The sequence below is a fragment of the Piscinibacter sp. PDB1-1 genome (assembly GCF_056675995.1).
This window is the reverse complement of sequence record NZ_JBWVZJ010000002.1, coordinates 783,703-799,646: the sequence shown is the minus strand read 5'-3', so window position 1 is coordinate 799,646 and position 15,944 is coordinate 783,703. Positions and strand designations below refer to the sequence as shown.

Here is a 15,944-nt window from a genome sequence, read left to right as displayed (position 1 = left end):
ATTGATTCTGGAATAGACGATTTCCGCATAAGCAAACTCAAACCTCTTACTTTCCCGAGTTTGTGAGAGGCCGTAGCATTCGGCCTCTTTTCCATTCCAGAGCCTGCCATGCGCCTGCCCAACGAGATTTCCCGCCGTTCCGTTCTGAGCATTGCCGCTGCGGCGGCTGTCACGCTGGCCGCCCCCTGGGCGCAAGCGGCGGGGCCGACGCTGCTCAACGTCAGCTACGACGTGGCGCGTGAGCTGTACAAGGAAATCAACCCCGCGTTCATCAAGAGCTGGAAGGCCAGTGCCGGTGAAGACGTGTCGGTGAACCAATCGCACGGCGGCTCCAGCAAGCAGGCCCGCGCCGTGATCGACGGCCTCGAGGCCGACGTCGTGACGATGAACCAGTCGAGCGACATCGACGCCATCGCCACGCGCGGCAAGCTGATCCCCGAAGACTGGGCCAAGCGCCTGCCCAACAACAGCGCGCCCACGACCTCAGTCACGGTCATCCTGGTTCGCAAGGGCAACCCCAAGGCCATCAAGGACTGGAGCGACCTCGCCAAGCCCGGCATGAGCGTCGTCATCCCCAACCCGAAGATCACGGGCAACGGCCGCTACACCTACGTGGCGGCATGGGGCGGCTTGGTGAAGGGCGGCGCGACGCCGGCGCAGGCGCGCGAGACCGTGCAGAAGATCTTCGCCAACGTGCCGGTGTTCGACGGCGGCGGCCGTGCGGCAACCACCACCTTCGCGCAACGCAACATCGGCGATGCGCTGTGCACGTTCGAGAGCGAGATCAACCTCATCAAGGCCGAGTTCGGCGACAACTTCGACGTGGTCTACCCGAAGTGGACCATCCTGGCCGAGAACCCGGTGGCGGTGATCGACAAGGTGGTCGACAAGAAGGGCACGCGCAAGCAGGCCGAGGCCTACGTCAAGTTCCTGTGGTCGGACGAAGCCCAGGAGATCGCCGCCAAGCACCAGATCCGCCCGCGCTCGGACAAGATCCTCGCCAAGTACGCGAAGGACTTCCCCAAGGTCAACACCTTCACCATCGACGAAGGATTCGGCGGTTGGAGCAAGGCGCAGAAAGAGCACTTCGACGACGGCGCGATCTACGACCAGATCCTCGCGGCAGGCAAGAAGAACTAAGCACACGGCGGCACCCAGACCGCAACTTTCATGCTCCTTTCGCGAACATTGCTGCGGCGGCACAGCGTGCTGCCCGGCTTCGACCTGGCCCTCGGGTTCACGGTGCTCTACCTGAGCTTCATCGTGCTGATCCCCCTGTCGGCGGCCTTCCTCAAGACCTTCACGATGACCTGGCCGGCCTTCTGGGATGCGGTGGCCACGCCGCGTGTCGTGGCCTCGTACCGGCTGACGTTCGGTGCGTCGTTCGCGGCGGCGTTGCTGAATGCCTTGTTCGGCCTGATCATCGCGTGGGTGCTGGTGCGCTATGAGTTTCCGTTCAAGCGCGTGATCGACGCCTTGGTCGATCTGCCGTTTGCCCTGCCCACCGCGGTGGCCGGCATCGCGCTCACCGCGCTGTACTCTGGCAACGGCTGGATCGGCCAGTACCTGCCCTTCAAGGTGAGCTTCACGCCGGTGGGCGTGTTCGTGGCGCTCACCTTCATCGGCCTGCCCTTCGTCGTGCGCACCTTGCAGCCGGTGCTCGAAGACATGCACAAGGAGCTGGAAGAAGCCGCCGCCACCCTGGGCGCGAGCCGCTGGCGGACCTTCTCGCGCGTGATCTTCCCGATCGTCTCGCCCGCGCTGCTCACAGGCTTTGCGCTGGCCTTTGCGCGGGCGCTCGGCGAGTACGGCTCGGTGATCTTCATCGCCGGCAACATGCCGATGGTGAGCGAGATCACGCCGCTGCTCATCATCACGAAACTCGAGCAGTACGACTACACAGGCGCCACCGCCATCGCCGTCGTCATGCTGCTGGCGGCGTTCGTGATGCTGCTGGCCATCAACCTCTTGCAGGCCTGGGCGCGCAAGCGCCAGGGGCGTTGAACCATGAGCGCCGTTCTGAACCCGAGTACCGCGCGCCGCGAGCCGCCGCCCCGCCTGCAGGCCGCCACCGCCGAGCCGCCCTGGCTGCGCCGCACGCTGATTGCCGTAGCGCTGGTCTTCCTGACGCTGTTTCTCTTCGTGCCGCTGGTGGCGGTGTTCTTCGAGGCCTTCAAGAAGGGCTGGGACACCTACCTCGCCGCCGTGACCGAACCCGATGCGCGCTCGGCGATCTGGCTCACGCTGCTGGCAGCCGGCATCTCGGTGCCGCTGAACCTTGTGTTTGGCCTCGCGGCCTCGTGGTGCATTGCCAAGTTCGATTTCCGTGGCAAGAACCTGCTGCTCACGCTGATCGACCTGCCGTTCTCGGTGTCACCGGTGATCTCGGGCCTGATCTTCGTGCTGATCTTCGGCCTGCAGGGCTGGTGGGGCGAGTGGCTGCGCGACCACGACCTGAAGATCATCTTCGCGCTGCCCGGCATCGTGCTGGCCACCGTGTTCATCACCTTCCCCTTCGTGGCGCGCGAGTTGATCCCGCTGATGCAGGCGCAAGGCGTCGAGCAGGAAGAAGCCGCGCGTGTGCTGGGCGCTTCGGGCTGGCAGATCTTCTGGCGCGTGACGCTGCCCAATGTGAAGTGGGCGCTGCTCTACGGCGTGATCCTGTGCAACGCGCGGGCCATGGGCGAGTTCGGCGCGGTGAGCGTGGTGTCGGGACACATCCGCGGCCAGACGAACACCATGCCGTTGCACATCGAGATCCTCTACAACGAGTACCAGTTCGCGGCGGCGTTTGCCGTGGCGTCCCTGCTTGCGGGCCTGGCGCTTGTCACCCTCGTGCTCAAGTACCTGGTGGAGCAGCGCGTGAAGGCGCAGAAGCGAGAAGCTGAAGGAAGAAGCGAATGAGTATCGAAGTCAGAAACCTCAACAAGGCCTTCGGCAAGACCGTCGTCTGCGACAACCTTAATCTCGACATCCGCTCGGGTGAACTGGTGGCCTTGCTCGGCCCCTCTGGTTCGGGCAAGACCTCGCTGCTGCGCATCATCGCCGGGCTGGAGCGGCCGGACTCCGGCTCGGTGCTCTTCCACGGCGAAGACGCCACGCACGACGACGTGCGCGACCGCCAGGTCGGCTTCGTGTTCCAGCATTACGCGCTCTTCGGCCACATGAGCATCTTCGAGAACGTGGCCTTCGGCCTGCGTGTGCGGCCCAAGGCCACGCGGCCGACCGAAGCCCGAATCAAAGAGAAGGTGATGGAGCTGCTCAAGCTCGTGCAGCTCGACTGGCTCGCCGACCGCTACCCGCACCAGCTCTCGGGCGGGCAGCGCCAGCGTATTGCACTGGCCCGCGCGCTGGCGGTGGAGCCCAAGGTGCTGCTGCTCGACGAGCCCTTCGGCGCGCTCGACGCCAAGGTGCGCAAGGAACTGCGCCGCTGGCTGCGCCGCCTGCACGACGAGATGCACATCACCAGCGTGTTCGTCACGCACGATCAGGACGAAGCCATGGAAGTCGCCGACCGCGTGGTGGTGATGAACCTCGGCAAGATCGAGCAGGACGGTTCGCCCGACGAGGTCTACGACCGCCCGGCCACGCCTTTCGTGCTGCAGTTTCTCGGCGATGTGAACCTGTTCCACGGCCGCTTCGGCCACGCACCGGGCGGCAATGTCGACCCGGCCGACGTGAGCTATGTGCGCCCGCACGAACTCGATGTGGTGGCCGAGCCCTCCGATGGCACTTTGGCCGTGAGCCTCTCACAGGCGCTGACCGTCGGCCCGCAGACGCGCATCGAATTCAAGCGCCTCGACGACGGCAGCTATGTCGACGTGGAGATGCCGCGCAGTGAATACACGCTCCTGCGCGACAAGCTGGGCCTCGTGAACGGCAGCAAGGTCTTCCTCAAGCCACGCCGCGTGACGCGGTTCACCGCAGGCGCCAGTGGCGCGCAGACCGAACTGGTCGACCCCGCCGCCATGATCTGACGCGTGCCGGCGGTGAAACCTCGGCTTACACGGGGTTGAGCCGGAAGCTCAGAATCCCTCTCATGTGCCGCCGCCGCGGCCAAGGAGAGCGTTGACATGGGTTTGATCCGGTTTCTGGCTCCGTGCGCCCTGGCGGCGTTGTTGATTGCGTGCGGTGGAAGCGACGGCGACAGCGCCCCGTCAACGCCGATTCAACCGCCACCGCCGCCCGCATCGGGTACCAACCAAGCACCCGTGGCCACCATCACCGCACCGGCGGCCGGTGCAAGCTTCCGCGCCGGCGATACCCTCACCTTCAGCGGCAGCGCTACCGACGCCGAAGACGGCAACCTGTCCGCCTCGCGCCTGACCTGGTGGGTCGATCTGCACCACGACAGCCACACCCACCCGCTGCAACCACAGACAACAGGGGGTAGCGGCCAGGTCACCATCCCGACGCAGGGCGAGACCTCGGACAACATCTTCTACCGCTTCCACCTGCGCGCCACCGACAGCGGCGGGTCAACGCACGAGGTGACGCGTGACGTCATCCCGCAGAAGTCGCAGGTCACCGTGACCACGGCACCGGTGGGCCTGGCGCTCACGCTCGATGGGCAGCCGATCACCGCCCCCACCAGCTTCACCGGCGTGGTGGGCATCGAGCGCGCGCTGTCCGCCCCGGCGCAGCAGAACTTCGGTGGCCGGCGCTACCAGTTCGCGAGCTGGAGCGACGGCATGGCGGCCACACACACCATCTCGACGCCGGCGGCCAACACCACCTACACCGCGACGTACACCGACGTGGGCGCGGCGGTCAACACGCCGCCCAGCGTGTCGCTGACGGCACCGGCCAACAACAGCGCCGGCACGGCGGGCGTCGTGATCGCCCTCGCGGCCACGGCCGCCGACAGCGATGGCACGGTCGCAGGCGTCGAGTTTTTCGAGAACGGGGTGAAGATCGGCGCGACCGACAGCTCCGCTCCCTATGGCGTGAACTGGACGCCCTCGACGCTGGGTGCCCGCGCACTGACGGCACGCGTCACTGACAACGAAGGGGCCACTGCGACCAGCACGGCCGTCACGGTGATGGTCAGCGGGCCTGTCAGCGACACACAGGCGCCCGTGGCCACGGTGACGGCGCCTGCGGCGCTCGCCAGCAACCTCACCGGCACGCTCACCCTGAGCGCCAGCGCCACCGACAACGTCGGCGTGACCGGCATCGAGATCCAACTCGATGGCGTGCAGGTCGGGCCGACCGGCGGTGCGTCGCCGCACAGCGTTACGGTGGACTCGAACCTCTACGCCTCCGGCCAGCACATCGTGCGCACCCGCGCGCGCGACGCCGCAGGGAATGTCTCGCCCTGGGCCACGACCACCGTGTCTTTCGGTGGCAGCCGCTCCGCACCTGCGGGCTTCACGCTCAACGACAGCTGGATCACCGGCTTGAGCAGCGCCACCGCGTTCGCGCAGGCGCTCGATGGGCGCATGTTCGTGGCGCAACAGGGCGGGCAGCTGAGGGTGGTGACGGACACCGGCACACTGCTCGCCACGCCCTTCATCACGCTGACTGTCGATCCCAACGGCGAGCGTGGCCTGTTGGGTGTCGCACTCCATCCGCAGTTCGCGTCAAACGGCCACATCTATCTCTACTACACGACGCCGGAGAGCGGCACGCACAACCGCATCAGTCGCTTCACGGCCAACCCGAGCAACCCCAACATCGTCTCGGTGGGCAGCGAACTGCGCATCGCCGACCTGCCGGCGCTCTCGTCCGCCACCAACCACAACGGCGGCGCGATGCATTTCGGCAACGATGGCAAGCTCTACGTGGCGGTGGGCGACAACGCCAACAGTGCCAAGGCCCCGGACCTGAACGACCCCTTCGGCAAGATGCTGCGCTTCAACGACGACGGCAGCATCCCGAGCGACAACCCCTTCTGCACCACGGCGGCCACGCTGCGTTGTGCCATCTGGGCGCGCGGCCTGCGCAACCCCTTCACCTTCGCCGTGCGCACAAGCGACGGGCGCATCCACATCAATGACGTGGGGCAGGGCACCTGGGAAGAGATCAACCTCGGCGTGGCCGGTGCCGACTACGGCTGGCCGGCGACCGAAGGGCCGACCAGCGCCGCGGGCGTGACCGCGCCGCTCTTCGCCTACGACCACACCGCGAACTCGGCAACCGGCCCGGCAGGTTTCTTCAGCGGTTGCGCGATCACCGGCGGGGCGTTCTTCCGCGGCAGCTACTTCTTCACCGACTTCTGCACGCCGGTGATCGGCCGCCTCGATACCGCCAACGCAAACGCCGCCTATGCCTTCGGCCGCGTGAGCGGCAGCCCCGTGGGCATGCTCGCGGGCATCGACGGCCGGCTGTACGTGCTCAGCCAGGCCAGCATCGCGCGCTTCACCGCGCCCCCCTGATCGGGCGATCGGGCCCGAGAGCGGGTTCGAGTCCGCTCACCTGCGCGGGCATACTCCCGATCCTTCTGGGAGGGAGTATGAAACCGACACACACGATGCGGTGGCTCTGCGCCGCTGCGATCCATTTCGCTTGCGCTGCGCTGGCACTTGCCGCCAATGAGGCCGCGCCCAAGCCACCGCCGGTCGAGAAGTTCGCGGCGCTGCCGATGCTGGCGGACGTCACGCTCTCACCGAATGGCCAGAAGCTGGCCGCATTGCTGAGCCGCGAGGGCAAGACCTATCTCGTCACGCGTGCGACGGCAGGCGATGCGAAGTTGACCTCGTTGCTGACCACGGACAACAAGCAGTACCACTTCAACTGGATCCATTGGGCCAACGACGAGCGCATCGTCGTCAGCCTGAGATTCGCTTCGCGTCGCAACTTCGTCGGCACCGTCGAAACCCGGGTGCTGTCCATCAAGGCCGAGGGCGGCGAGCCCCTCAATCTCGTCCATGCCGACCGCGTGTCCGGCAGCGCGAATGGGGCGCTCAAGGTGCGGCAGATCCAGGATCGCGTGATCGACTGGCTGCCAGCCGATGGCCAGCATGTGCTGATCGAGCTGAGCGAGCCCGGCTCGGATGCGCCGGGTGTCTACAAGGTGAACGTCAACACCGCGAGCCGCACGATGGTCAAGGCACCCGAGCGCCATGTAAAGAGGTGGGTGACCGATGCGCAGGGCCGCGTGCGCGCGGCGGTGCGCAGCAATGACGGCAGCAACGAGGTGCGCGTGGCGAACACCGACGGCAAGGAATGGCGCACGCTGTGGACCTATGGTGACGATGACGAATCGATCTTGCCCATCGGCTTCGGCCTCGACCCCAACGAGCTGTACGTGCGTGCCGACCATGAAGGCCGGCGCGCGGTGTTCTTGGTGCGCCTTGACGACCCGAAGCTCACGCGCAAGCTGCGCTACTCGCACCCGACCGAAGACGCCTACGGCGGCCTGTTGCGCTCGCCAGCCACCGGCGAGGTGATCGGCCTGCGGCGCAGTGCAGATGACGACGCCGAAGGCGGCCCCGCCCGCACCGAGGTCTGGGACGCCGCCTGGCGCGCGCAGATGAAGGCCATCGACGCCGGCCTGCCGCAACGCAGCAACCTGCTGCTCGAGATGAGCCGCGACGAGCAGGTCTACCTGATGTACTCGGACAGCAGCCGCCAGCCCGGTGAGTACTACGTGGGGAACCGCAAGACCGGCGAGGTGGCGCTGCTGGGCGGCACCTACCCGGCCCTCGACCCCGCGGCGCTGGCCGGCAAGCAGCGCCAGACCATCAAGGCGCGCGATGGCTTGTCGCTCGACAGCTACCTCACCCTGCCTCGGGGGCGCACTGTGGGTGATGGCGGCGCGCCCTTGCCCATGGTGCTGCTGCCCCATGGCGGCCCGCATGGCCGTGACGACGACGGCTTCGACAGCTGGACCGAACTCCTGGCCAGCCGCGGCTATGCGGTGCTGCAGGTCAACTTCCGTGGTTCCGACGGCTTCGGGAGCAACTTCCGTGCGGCCGGCCTCAAGCGCTGGGGCCTGGAGATGCAGGACGACCTGACGGATGGTGTCGCCTGGGCCGTCTCCAAACGCGTGGCCGACCCCTCCCGCGTATGCATCGTCGGCGCGAGCTACGGGGGCTATGCGGCGCTGATGGGTGCGGTGAAGACCCCCGAGCTCTATCGCTGCGCCGTGAGTTTCGCGGGCGTGTCCGACCTTCCGGACCTGGTCGCTCACTTGGGCGACTACATCGGCGGCACCGAGACGGGCGAGCGCATGATTGGCCGCGTCTGGGGCGACCGCGAGCGGCTGCAGGCCACATCGCCTGCGCGCCAGGCCGCGCGCATCCGCGTGCCTGTCTTGCTGGTGCACGGCACGGCGGATCGCATCGTTCCCGTAGAGCAGAGCGAGACCATGGTCAGCGCGCTCAAGCGCGCTGGCAAGCGCTACCGCTACATCGAGCAGGAAGACGGTGACCACCACCTCAGCCGCTACGAGCACCGGCTGGAGTTCTTCAAGGCGCTGGAGGTGTTCCTCGAAGAGAACCTGCGACCGGTGGCCGACACCTCGGCCGCCGCGGCCGGCGGCTGATCAGGTCTCGGCTGCTGCCTCTTCGCGCGCGCTGCTCGTTGCAGCGGCCATGGCCCGATCGACCACCTCGCGTTTGAGCGGCGAGGCGAAGGTCTCGATGAAGTCGTAGATGTAGCTGCGCAGGAAGCTGCCGCGCCGCACCGCGAGCTTGGTGAGATTGACGGCGAACAGTTCACGCGCGTCGATGGCGCGCAGGTTGCGATCCCGGTCTTCGTCGAAAGCGATGGCGGCCACGATACCCACGCCCAGGCCGAGTTCGACGTAGGTCTTGATCACGTCGGCGTCCATGGCGGTGAGCACGAGGTTGAAGCTCACGCCCGCCGCCTCGAACGCCTCGTCGATGTGCACCCGGCCGGTGTAGCCCGAGCCGTACGTGATGATCGGGAACTGCGCCAGCCGCTCCAGCGTGACCGGCCCGCCTTCGAGCAGCGGGTGGCCTGGCGGCACGATCACGCTGTGCGTCCAGCGGTAGCAGGGCAGGGTGACCAGCGCGTCGTACTGCGCCAGCGCCTCCGTGGCGATGCCGATGTCCGCTTCGCCCGAGATCAGCATCTCGGCCACCTGCTTGGGCGAGCCCTGATGCAGGTTGAGCGTGACGTTGGGGTAGCGCTGGCGAAAGTCACGCACTGCGCTCGGCAGGGCATAGCGTGCCTGAGAGTGAGTGGCGGCTATCGACAGCCGGCCGATGTCCTGTTGGGTGTACTCGTCGCCCGCGCGACGCAGGTTCTCGGCGTCGTGCAGCATGCGCTCGACGATGGGCACGATGAGGGTGCCGACCTCGGTGAGCGAGGTCAGGCGCTTGCCGGCGCGAACGAAGAGGTCCACGCCGAGCTCTTCCTCCAGCTCACGGATCTGGCGGCTCACACCCGGCTGCGAGGTGTGCAGCACTTTCGACACCTCGGTGAGGTTGAAGCCGCAACGCACGGCTTCGCGCACGGAGCGCAACTGTTGGAAGTTCATCGGACCTCGGTCATTTGGAAACCTTCTGACTTATGAAGGCAAGCGAAGAAGTATGGAGAGCACCCCCTACTCGTCAAACGACTGAATGCTTAGTTTGTTATGCGAAAAGCGACTAAGAGAGTGTGGCGCGGAACCTCTGGGGGTCTCCCTGAGTCACCCGCCGGTGCCGCAGCTTCGCTCTTGGGCCGAGGCATACAATTCCGGGCTTTCATTCCGGCCAGTCGCCGACCGGCCAACCGGGCCGCCACAGGCCCCCAACGAGGACTTTCACGTGTTCATTTCCGAAGCCTTTGCGCAGGCCGCCCCTGCAGCCGCTGCCTCCGAATCGCCCCTGGGCGGCATCGCCGGCATGCTGCCGATCCTGCTGATGTTCGTGGTGCTGTACTTCGTGATGATCCGCCCGCAGATGAAGCGCCAAAAGGAGCAGAAGGCCATGATCGACGCGCTCGCCAAGGGCGATGAGGTGGTCGTGGCTGGTGGCGTCATCGGCCGCATCTCGAAGATCGGCGAGACCTTCCTGCATGTCGAGATCGCCGACAAGGTCGAGGTCCAGGTGCAACGTGTTGCTGTGGTCCAGGTGCTGCCCAAGGGCACCTTCAAGGCATAACAAGAACAGGCCGGCGCCCGCCGGCCATGCGAAAGAAGCTCCATGAATCGCTATCCGTGGTGGAAGTACACGATCCTCGGCATCGCCCTGCTGATCGGTTTGATCTTCACCCTGCCCAACTTCTATGGTGAAGCGCCTGCGGTGCAGGTGAGCAGCGGCAAGGTCACGCTGAAAGTCGACACCTCGACGCGCTCCCGTGTGGAGCAGATCCTCAAGGATGCGAGCCTCACGCCCGACTTCGTGCAGTTCGACGGCAACTCGGTGAAGGCACGCTTTGCCGATGGCGATTCACAGCTCAAGGCGAAGGATGCGTTGTCCAAGGCGCTGAACCCCGACCCCAACGACCCGAGCTACATCGTGGCGCTCAACCTGCTGTCACGCTCGCCGCGATGGCTGACGGCCATCCGCGCGCTGCCCATGTACCTGGGGCTGGACCTGCGCGGTGGCGTGCACTTCCTGATGCAGGTCGACATGAAGGCCGCGCTGTCGAAGAAGTCCGAAGCGCTGGTCGGTGACATCCGCACCATGCTGCGCGACAAGAACCTGCGCCACGCGGGCATCACGCGCGATGGCAACAACATCGACATCCGTTTCCGCGATGGCGAAACCCTCAAGACCGCCGCGGCCATGTTGGGCGACCAACTGACCGACCTGGTGTGGACGCAAACGCCCGACGGCACCGAGTTCAAGCTCACCGGCGCACTCAAGCCCGAGGCGGCCCGCGCGGTGCAAGACGCCGCGATCAAGCAGAACATCACGACGCTGCACAACCGCGTCAATGAACTCGGCGTGGCCGAGCCCGTGATCCAGCAGCAGGGGTTCGATCGCGTCGTGATCGAGCTGCCCGGCGTGCAAGACACCGCCAAGGCCAAGGACATCATCGGCCGCACGGCCAACCTCGAGTTCCGCCTGGCCGACATGTCCACCGAAGCCCGTGCTGCCGTCGAAGGCACCGGCCCCGTGCCGTTCGGCCGCGAACGCTTCACCGTGGGCCGCGGCGCACCGGTCGTGACTCACCGCGAAGCCGTCGCCACCGGCGAAATGCTCACCAATGCCCAGCCGCGGCCGGACCAGAACGGTCAGCCCGCGGTCTCGGTCAGTCTCGACGCCAAGGGCGGCCGCCTGATGCGCGAGATGACACGCACCAATGTCGGCAACTTCATGGCCGCCATCCTGTTCGAAAAGGGCAAGGGCGAGGTGCTGACCGTCGCGCGCATCCAGGGCGAGTTCGGCAACGAGTTCCAGATCACCGGCATGGGCACGACCGAGAACGCCAACGACCTGTCGCTCCTGCTGCGCTCCGGCTCGCTGGCCGCTCCGATGGAGTTCATTCAAGAGAGCACGGTCGGCCCGACGCTCGGTGCCGACAACATCGCCAAGGGCTTCAACAGCGTGATCTACGGCTTTGCGGCGATCGCGGTGTTCATGTGTGCGTACTACCTGCTGTTCGGCGTGTTCTCGACAGCCGCGCTCGCGTTCAACCTGCTGCTGCTGGTGGCAGTGCTGTCGATGCTCCAGGCCACGCTCTCGCTGCCCGGCATCGCCGCCATCGCGCTCACGCTGGGCATGGCGATCGACTCCAACGTGCTGATCAACGAACGCATCCGCGAGGAGTTGCGTGCCGGCGCATCGCCGCAGGCTGCGATCAACACCGGCTATGAGCGGGCGTTTGCCACCATCATCGACTCGAACGTCACCACGCTGATCGCCGGCATCGCCCTCTTCACCTTTGGCTCCGGCCCGGTGAAGGGTTTCGCGGTGGTGCACTGCCTGGGCATCATGACCTCGATGTTCTCCGCCGTGGTGTTCTCACGCGGTCTGGTCAACCTCTGGTATGGCCGCAAGAAGAAGCTCAAGAGCGTGGCGATCGGCCAGGTCTGGAAGCCCGATGCCGCGGCCGATGCCGTCGCCAAGGGCTGAACAACAAGAACTCGAACAGGATCATTCACATGGAGTTCTTTCGCATCAAACGCGACATCCCGTTCATGCGGCATGCGCTGGTGTTCAACACCATCTCGGCTGTCACGTTCTTGCTGGCCGTGTTCTTCCTCGTCACGCGCGGCCTGCACCTGTCGATCGAGTTCAAGGGCGGCACGCTGATCGAAGCCAACTACGCGCAGGCGGCCGACATCGGCAAGGTGCGCAGCACGATCGAAGCCATGAAGATTGGCGAGGTTCAGGTGCAGTCCTTCGGCACCACGCGCAACGTGCTCATCCGCCTGCCGGTGGGAGCCGACGGCAAACTCGGTGACGTGGTCGACCGGGTGTTCGGCGAGTTGTGCAAGGCCGAATCAGGTGCCGTCAGCAAGAAGCTCGTCACCACCGACAAGGGCGAGCAAGCCGAGCGATCGGTCTGCGAAGCCGGCGGTGCCGAGCCGGTCACTTTGCAGCGCAGCGAGTTCGTCGGCCCCCAGGTCGGCAAGGAGCTCGCTCAGGATGGTGCGATGGCGCTGGCCTTTGTGGTCATCGGCATCATGATTTACCTGGCGTTTCGCTTCGAGTGGAAGTTCTCGGTGGCCGCCATCTTGGCCAACTTGCACGACGTGGTGATCATCCTGGGCTTCTTCGCGTTCTTCCAGTGGGAGTTCTCGCTGTCCGTCCTGGCGGCGGTGCTCGCGGTGCTGGGCTACTCGGTGAACGAATCGGTGGTGATCTTCGATCGGATCCGTGAGGCTTTCCGCAAGTACCGCAAGATGACCACGCCTGAGGTCATCGACCATGCCATCACGAGCACGATGAGCCGCACGGTCATCACCCACGGCAGCACGCAGTTGATGGTGCTGTCGATGCTGATCTTCGGCGGCCCGACGCTCCACTACTTCGCCATCGCGCTCACGATCGGTATCTGCTTCGGCATTTATTCGTCCGTTTTCGTCGCTGCCGCCATTGCGATGTGGCTTGGTGTCAAGCGCGAGGATCTGGTGAAGTCGGGCCCGTCCAAAGACGTCGATCCGAACGACCCGAACGCTGGGGCGGTGGTGTAGAGTAGGGCACCCCTTTCAGAGAAGCACCGACCAACCGTCCCATGGCGACCGCCGCCGATTCGTTGGCCCTGGCCGCCCAGGCTCGCCGCTCCTACGTGGAGCGGCTGTTGAGTGGCATCCCCAGCGTTGTCAACGCGGTTGAAGACGGTGCGCGGCTGCTTGCCACGCAGCCCGCCGAACACGGCATCCAGTACAAGCGGCGCGATGTCGCCACCGATCTGCGCAAGGCTGCACCCGCGTGGATCACCGGCATCGTGTCTGCATTGCGCGGCGCGCTCGTCAGCGGCATGGTGTCGGCGTCCAAGCCCGGCGAGTTGCCGCGCGGCACAGGCCGCACGACGCCGGGCATGTCCCTGGTCGACGACGACACCATCGAAGTCGAGATCCTCAGCTCGCGCCTTGCGCTCGCCATGATGGATCGCGCGTCCTGGGAGTTCACCGACATGCGCTCGCGCATGTCCTCGCTCGAAAAGCGCGACGAACTCGACACCAACGACGTGCTTCGCCCGCACGTGCTCGCGCGCATTCTCACCAGCACCTGGCGTGCGGCGTCCATGTCGCAAGACGCATGGAAAACGATCCAACCGGTGTTGCACGAAGAGTTCGCGCACTTCGCCGAAGAGGCCTACCACGAGACCAATCGTTGGTTGATCCAGCAGCGTGTGTTGCCTGAGGTCGACCTGCGCCCCTTCATCCGCCGCACGCGTACGTCCTACGCCTTCGCGCCAACTGCCATGTCGAGTGGCGTCGGTGGTCCCGTCAGCGCGCCCGCGCCTGCGGGCACACCCAGCAGCAACTTCGGGCGCATGGGTTCTGTGGGCGAAGAAACCCGCATGATGACGCGCGCAGGCGGGTTCGCGCGCGGCTCCGATCATGCCGAAGCGGTGCTCGGGCGGCTCAACCGCTTAATCGGTCGCCAGGTTCCCGATTTCGCCGGCACGGCACAGATGCCTCCGCCAGCGTCCGCGGGGTTGAAAGCTGCCATCACCGATGCGCAGCAGGGCATTCAGCGCCGCCTGAGCGCGACCACAAGCGGTGGGCCCGATGCGGCAGGGGTCAAGCCCGCTGAAGTGGTCGTCAGCACGCCCGCGTTGCTCGAAGAACTTCACCAGCGCAAGCAGGAGCTCAAGAAGGCGGCGAGCACACCGGTGGAGCGCGCAACGATCGAGATCGTCGCTTTGCTGTTCCAAAGCATCTTGATGGAGGAGCGCATCCCGGCGGTCGTGCGCGTCTGGTTCGCGCGGCTTCAGATGCCGGTATTGCGGGTTGCCGTCGGCGAGCCGGATTTCTTTGCCACAGTCGATCACCCGGCGCGCCGCCTCATTGACCGCATGGGTGCCTGCGTCATGGGGTTCGATGCCACCAGCCGGGCGGTGGCGGACACGCTTGAGAAAGAGATCAAGCGCGTCGTGCAAGTTGTCGAAGCCTACCCGGACACTGGGCGTCGTGTGTTCCAGACCGTCTTGACCGAGTTCGAAAAGTTTCTCGAGCACTACTTCAAGAACGAGAACGAAACGACGCGCAAAGGGGTGTCCCTGGCTCAGCAGGTCGAGCAGCGCGAGACCTTGGCCATCCAGTACACGATCGAGCTGCGCAAGATGCTCAATGAAGTGCCAGTTCAGGAGGGCGTGCGCGATTTTCTGTTCCATGTCTGGGCCGACGTGATGGCCATGACGGCCGTGAAGAGTGGTGCGCAAGGCGCCGAGGCCAAGACGATGAAGCGTGTCGCGGCTGACCTGATCTGGTCGGCGAGCGCCAAGGTGTCGCGCGAGGAACGGGCCGAGGTCATCCGTCGGCTTCCGCCCTTGCTCAAAACGCTGCGCGAGGGGATGGACCACGCCAACATCCCGGCCGAAAAGCAGGACGAGCACATCCAGAAGCTCAACAACTCTCTGGCCGCGGCCTTCACGGCCAAGACGGCAGCCATTGCGCCAGAGCGTCTCGAGGAGCTGATGGGCCGCCTCGAAACGCTGGAAGAACTTCTTCCGGAGAACACCGACGAAATCGAGATCGACGAGTCGATGGTGCTCGATCTGTCCGGACACGAGAGCTCGGAGCTCGAAGTGGTTGGCGAAGGCGGGTCGATGCCGACGCCTGCCATGCTCGCCTGGGCCCGCGAACTCCAGGTCGGCGGCTGGTACATGCTCGACTACCGCGGCCGGAACGAGGCCGTGCAGCTGGTTTGGCAGGGCTTGCGTCGGCAGCTGACGCTGTTTGTGTCGCCCCATGGCCGCGGCGTGCTGTTCCAGCAACACCGCTTGGCAGCCTTCCTCCAGGCGGGGCTGCTCGTGCCGGCGCAGGATGAATCGCTGACCGTGCGCGCCACGCGCAGTGCGTTGGCCAAGCTGGATGTCGACCCGACCCGCCTGCTCAACTGATCAGAAGGCATGCTCCCGAAGAAAAGCCGCCCCAGGGCGGCTTTCTGTTTGTCGCCGATGGTTCTCGGCCGTCAGTGGATCAGGCGATCTTCTTCGGCGACGAAGAGTTCATCCAGTATCAGCGCATCCGGCTCCTCGCCGAGGCTCCAGAAAACCATCAGGACGATGATCTTCAGGTCTTCGAGATTCACGGGGCCTCCCGGAATGGCGGTCGCCCGGTCAACGACCATCTCGCGCATCGGGGGCGGCAGAACGCCAGCGGACTCGAGGAAGCTGACAAACCCGATGGAATCCTCGCCCAGGTGCTCGTGCTCGGCGGGTGAGTAGACACGAAGGCTGTCGGGTTGCTGCTCGCCGGAGTATGACTCGGCGGCAGTTGCCAAGCCGTCGAGCCAGGAAAGCGCCTCTTCGATCTCGTCCGACTCGAAGCCTATCGCGGCCAGCTTGCGGGTCAGCTGGGCGTGGTCTGGACAGGCATCCGGCCGCCAGTAGTTTTCGTACAGGTAGACGAGCACGTCGAACATGAA

The 15,944-nt window shown here is 65.6% G+C and carries 12 protein-coding genes; 10 read left to right on the top strand and 2 right to left on the bottom strand.

All coding sequences use genetic code 11. The annotated features are described in order from the left end of the window. Positions 1 to 108: 108 nt before the first annotated feature. From AC1KAR_RS15390 to AC1KAR_RS15365, 6 genes are all read left to right on the top strand, one after another. Positions 109 to 1,140: a sulfate ABC transporter substrate-binding protein gene (locus tag AC1KAR_RS15390; RefSeq protein WP_480319200.1), complete on the top strand. Its 1,032-nt coding sequence runs from the start codon at positions 109 to 111 to the stop codon at positions 1,138 to 1,140. Positions 1,141 to 1,170: 30 nt separating this feature from the next. Then, entirely contained in the window at positions 1,171 to 2,004 is an 834-nt protein-coding gene (cysT, locus tag AC1KAR_RS15385) for a sulfate ABC transporter permease subunit CysT (RefSeq protein ID WP_480319198.1), read from the top strand. A 3-nt stretch (positions 2,005 to 2,007) separates the two neighbouring features. After that, positions 2,008 to 2,904 (top strand): sulfate ABC transporter permease subunit CysW, encoded by an 897-nt coding sequence (cysW, locus tag AC1KAR_RS15380; protein ID WP_480319196.1) that lies wholly within the window; start codon positions 2,008 to 2,010, stop codon positions 2,902 to 2,904. Further along, positions 2,901 to 3,977: a sulfate/molybdate ABC transporter ATP-binding protein gene (locus AC1KAR_RS15375; protein ID WP_480319194.1), complete on the top strand. Its 1,077-nt coding sequence runs from the start codon at positions 2,901 to 2,903 to the stop codon at positions 3,975 to 3,977. Before cysW ends, AC1KAR_RS15375 begins: the two co-directional genes overlap by 4 nt. Before the next feature lie 234 nt (positions 3,978 to 4,211). Next, positions 4,212 to 6,377: a PQQ-dependent sugar dehydrogenase gene (locus AC1KAR_RS15370; protein WP_480319192.1), complete on the top strand. Its 2,166-nt coding sequence runs from the start codon at positions 4,212 to 4,214 to the stop codon at positions 6,375 to 6,377. 77 nt (positions 6,378 to 6,454) lie between these two features. Next, positions 6,455 to 8,488 carry an alpha/beta hydrolase family protein gene (locus tag AC1KAR_RS15365; RefSeq protein ID WP_480319190.1) on the top strand — a complete coding sequence of 678 codons (2,034 nt, stop codon included), beginning with the start codon at positions 6,455 to 6,457 and terminating at the stop codon, positions 8,486 to 8,488. Here AC1KAR_RS15365 and AC1KAR_RS15360 read toward each other — a convergent pair whose 3' ends face one another. Next, on the bottom strand, positions 8,489 to 9,448 hold the full coding sequence (locus AC1KAR_RS15360) for a CysB family HTH-type transcriptional regulator (protein WP_480319189.1): 960 nt from the start codon (positions 9,446 to 9,448) through the stop codon (positions 8,489 to 8,491). It lies immediately after the preceding gene. Between the two features lie 271 nt (positions 9,449 to 9,719). On the opposite strand from AC1KAR_RS15360, the gene yajC reads away from it, so the two are divergent. The 4 genes from yajC to AC1KAR_RS15340 are packed head-to-tail and all read left to right on the top strand — an operon-like array spanning position 9,720 to position 15,417. Continuing rightward, positions 9,720 to 10,055 (top strand): preprotein translocase subunit YajC, encoded by a 336-nt coding sequence (gene yajC, locus AC1KAR_RS15355; RefSeq protein ID WP_480319187.1) that lies wholly within the window; start codon positions 9,720 to 9,722, stop codon positions 10,053 to 10,055. 42 nt (positions 10,056 to 10,097) lie between these two features. After that, positions 10,098 to 11,975, top strand: a complete 1,878-nt coding sequence (gene secD, locus AC1KAR_RS15350; RefSeq protein ID WP_480319185.1) for a protein translocase subunit SecD — start codon at positions 10,098 to 10,100, stop codon at positions 11,973 to 11,975. Positions 11,976 to 12,004: 29 nt separating this feature from the next. Next, positions 12,005 to 13,039: a protein translocase subunit SecF gene (gene secF / locus AC1KAR_RS15345; protein ID WP_480319183.1), complete on the top strand. Its 1,035-nt coding sequence runs from the start codon at positions 12,005 to 12,007 to the stop codon at positions 13,037 to 13,039. Between the two features lie 41 nt (positions 13,040 to 13,080). Beyond that, the gene (locus AC1KAR_RS15340; protein WP_480319182.1) at positions 13,081 to 15,417 is read left to right on the top strand and encodes a DUF1631 family protein; all 2,337 of its coding nucleotides are present in this window, start codon (positions 13,081 to 13,083) and stop codon (positions 15,415 to 15,417) included. Between the two features lie 71 nt (positions 15,418 to 15,488). Here AC1KAR_RS15340 and AC1KAR_RS15335 read toward each other — a convergent pair whose 3' ends face one another. Next, positions 15,489 to 15,941 carry a Smg family protein gene (locus AC1KAR_RS15335; RefSeq protein ID WP_480319180.1) on the bottom strand — a complete coding sequence of 151 codons (453 nt, stop codon included), beginning with the start codon at positions 15,939 to 15,941 and terminating at the stop codon, positions 15,489 to 15,491. Positions 15,942 to 15,944: the final 3 nt, after the last annotated feature.

What these genes read in the sequence shown, in the direction of transcription:
- AC1KAR_RS15340 (WP_480319182.1), top strand. Translation starts at nt 13,081, where the DNA reads ATGGCGACCGCCGCCGATTCGTTGGCCCTGGCCGCCCAGGCTCGCCGC.
- AC1KAR_RS15390 (WP_480319200.1), top strand. Translation starts at nt 109, where the DNA reads ATGCGCCTGCCCAACGAGATTTCCCGCCGTTCCGTTCTGAGCATTGCC.
- secD (WP_480319185.1), top strand. Translation starts at nt 10,098, where the DNA reads ATGAATCGCTATCCGTGGTGGAAGTACACGATCCTCGGCATCGCCCTG.
- AC1KAR_RS15335 (WP_480319180.1), bottom strand. Translation starts at nt 15,941, where the DNA reads ATGTTCGACGTGCTCGTCTACCTGTACGAAAACTACTGGCGGCCGGAT.
- cysT (WP_480319198.1), top strand. Translation starts at nt 1,171, where the DNA reads ATGCTCCTTTCGCGAACATTGCTGCGGCGGCACAGCGTGCTGCCCGGC.
- AC1KAR_RS15375 (WP_480319194.1), top strand. Translation starts at nt 2,901, where the DNA reads ATGAGTATCGAAGTCAGAAACCTCAACAAGGCCTTCGGCAAGACCGTC.
- cysW (WP_480319196.1), top strand. Translation starts at nt 2,008, where the DNA reads ATGAGCGCCGTTCTGAACCCGAGTACCGCGCGCCGCGAGCCGCCGCCC.
- AC1KAR_RS15365 (WP_480319190.1), top strand. Translation starts at nt 6,455, where the DNA reads ATGAAACCGACACACACGATGCGGTGGCTCTGCGCCGCTGCGATCCAT.
- secF (WP_480319183.1), top strand. Translation starts at nt 12,005, where the DNA reads ATGGAGTTCTTTCGCATCAAACGCGACATCCCGTTCATGCGGCATGCG.
- AC1KAR_RS15360 (WP_480319189.1), bottom strand. Translation starts at nt 9,448, where the DNA reads ATGAACTTCCAACAGTTGCGCTCCGTGCGCGAAGCCGTGCGTTGCGGC.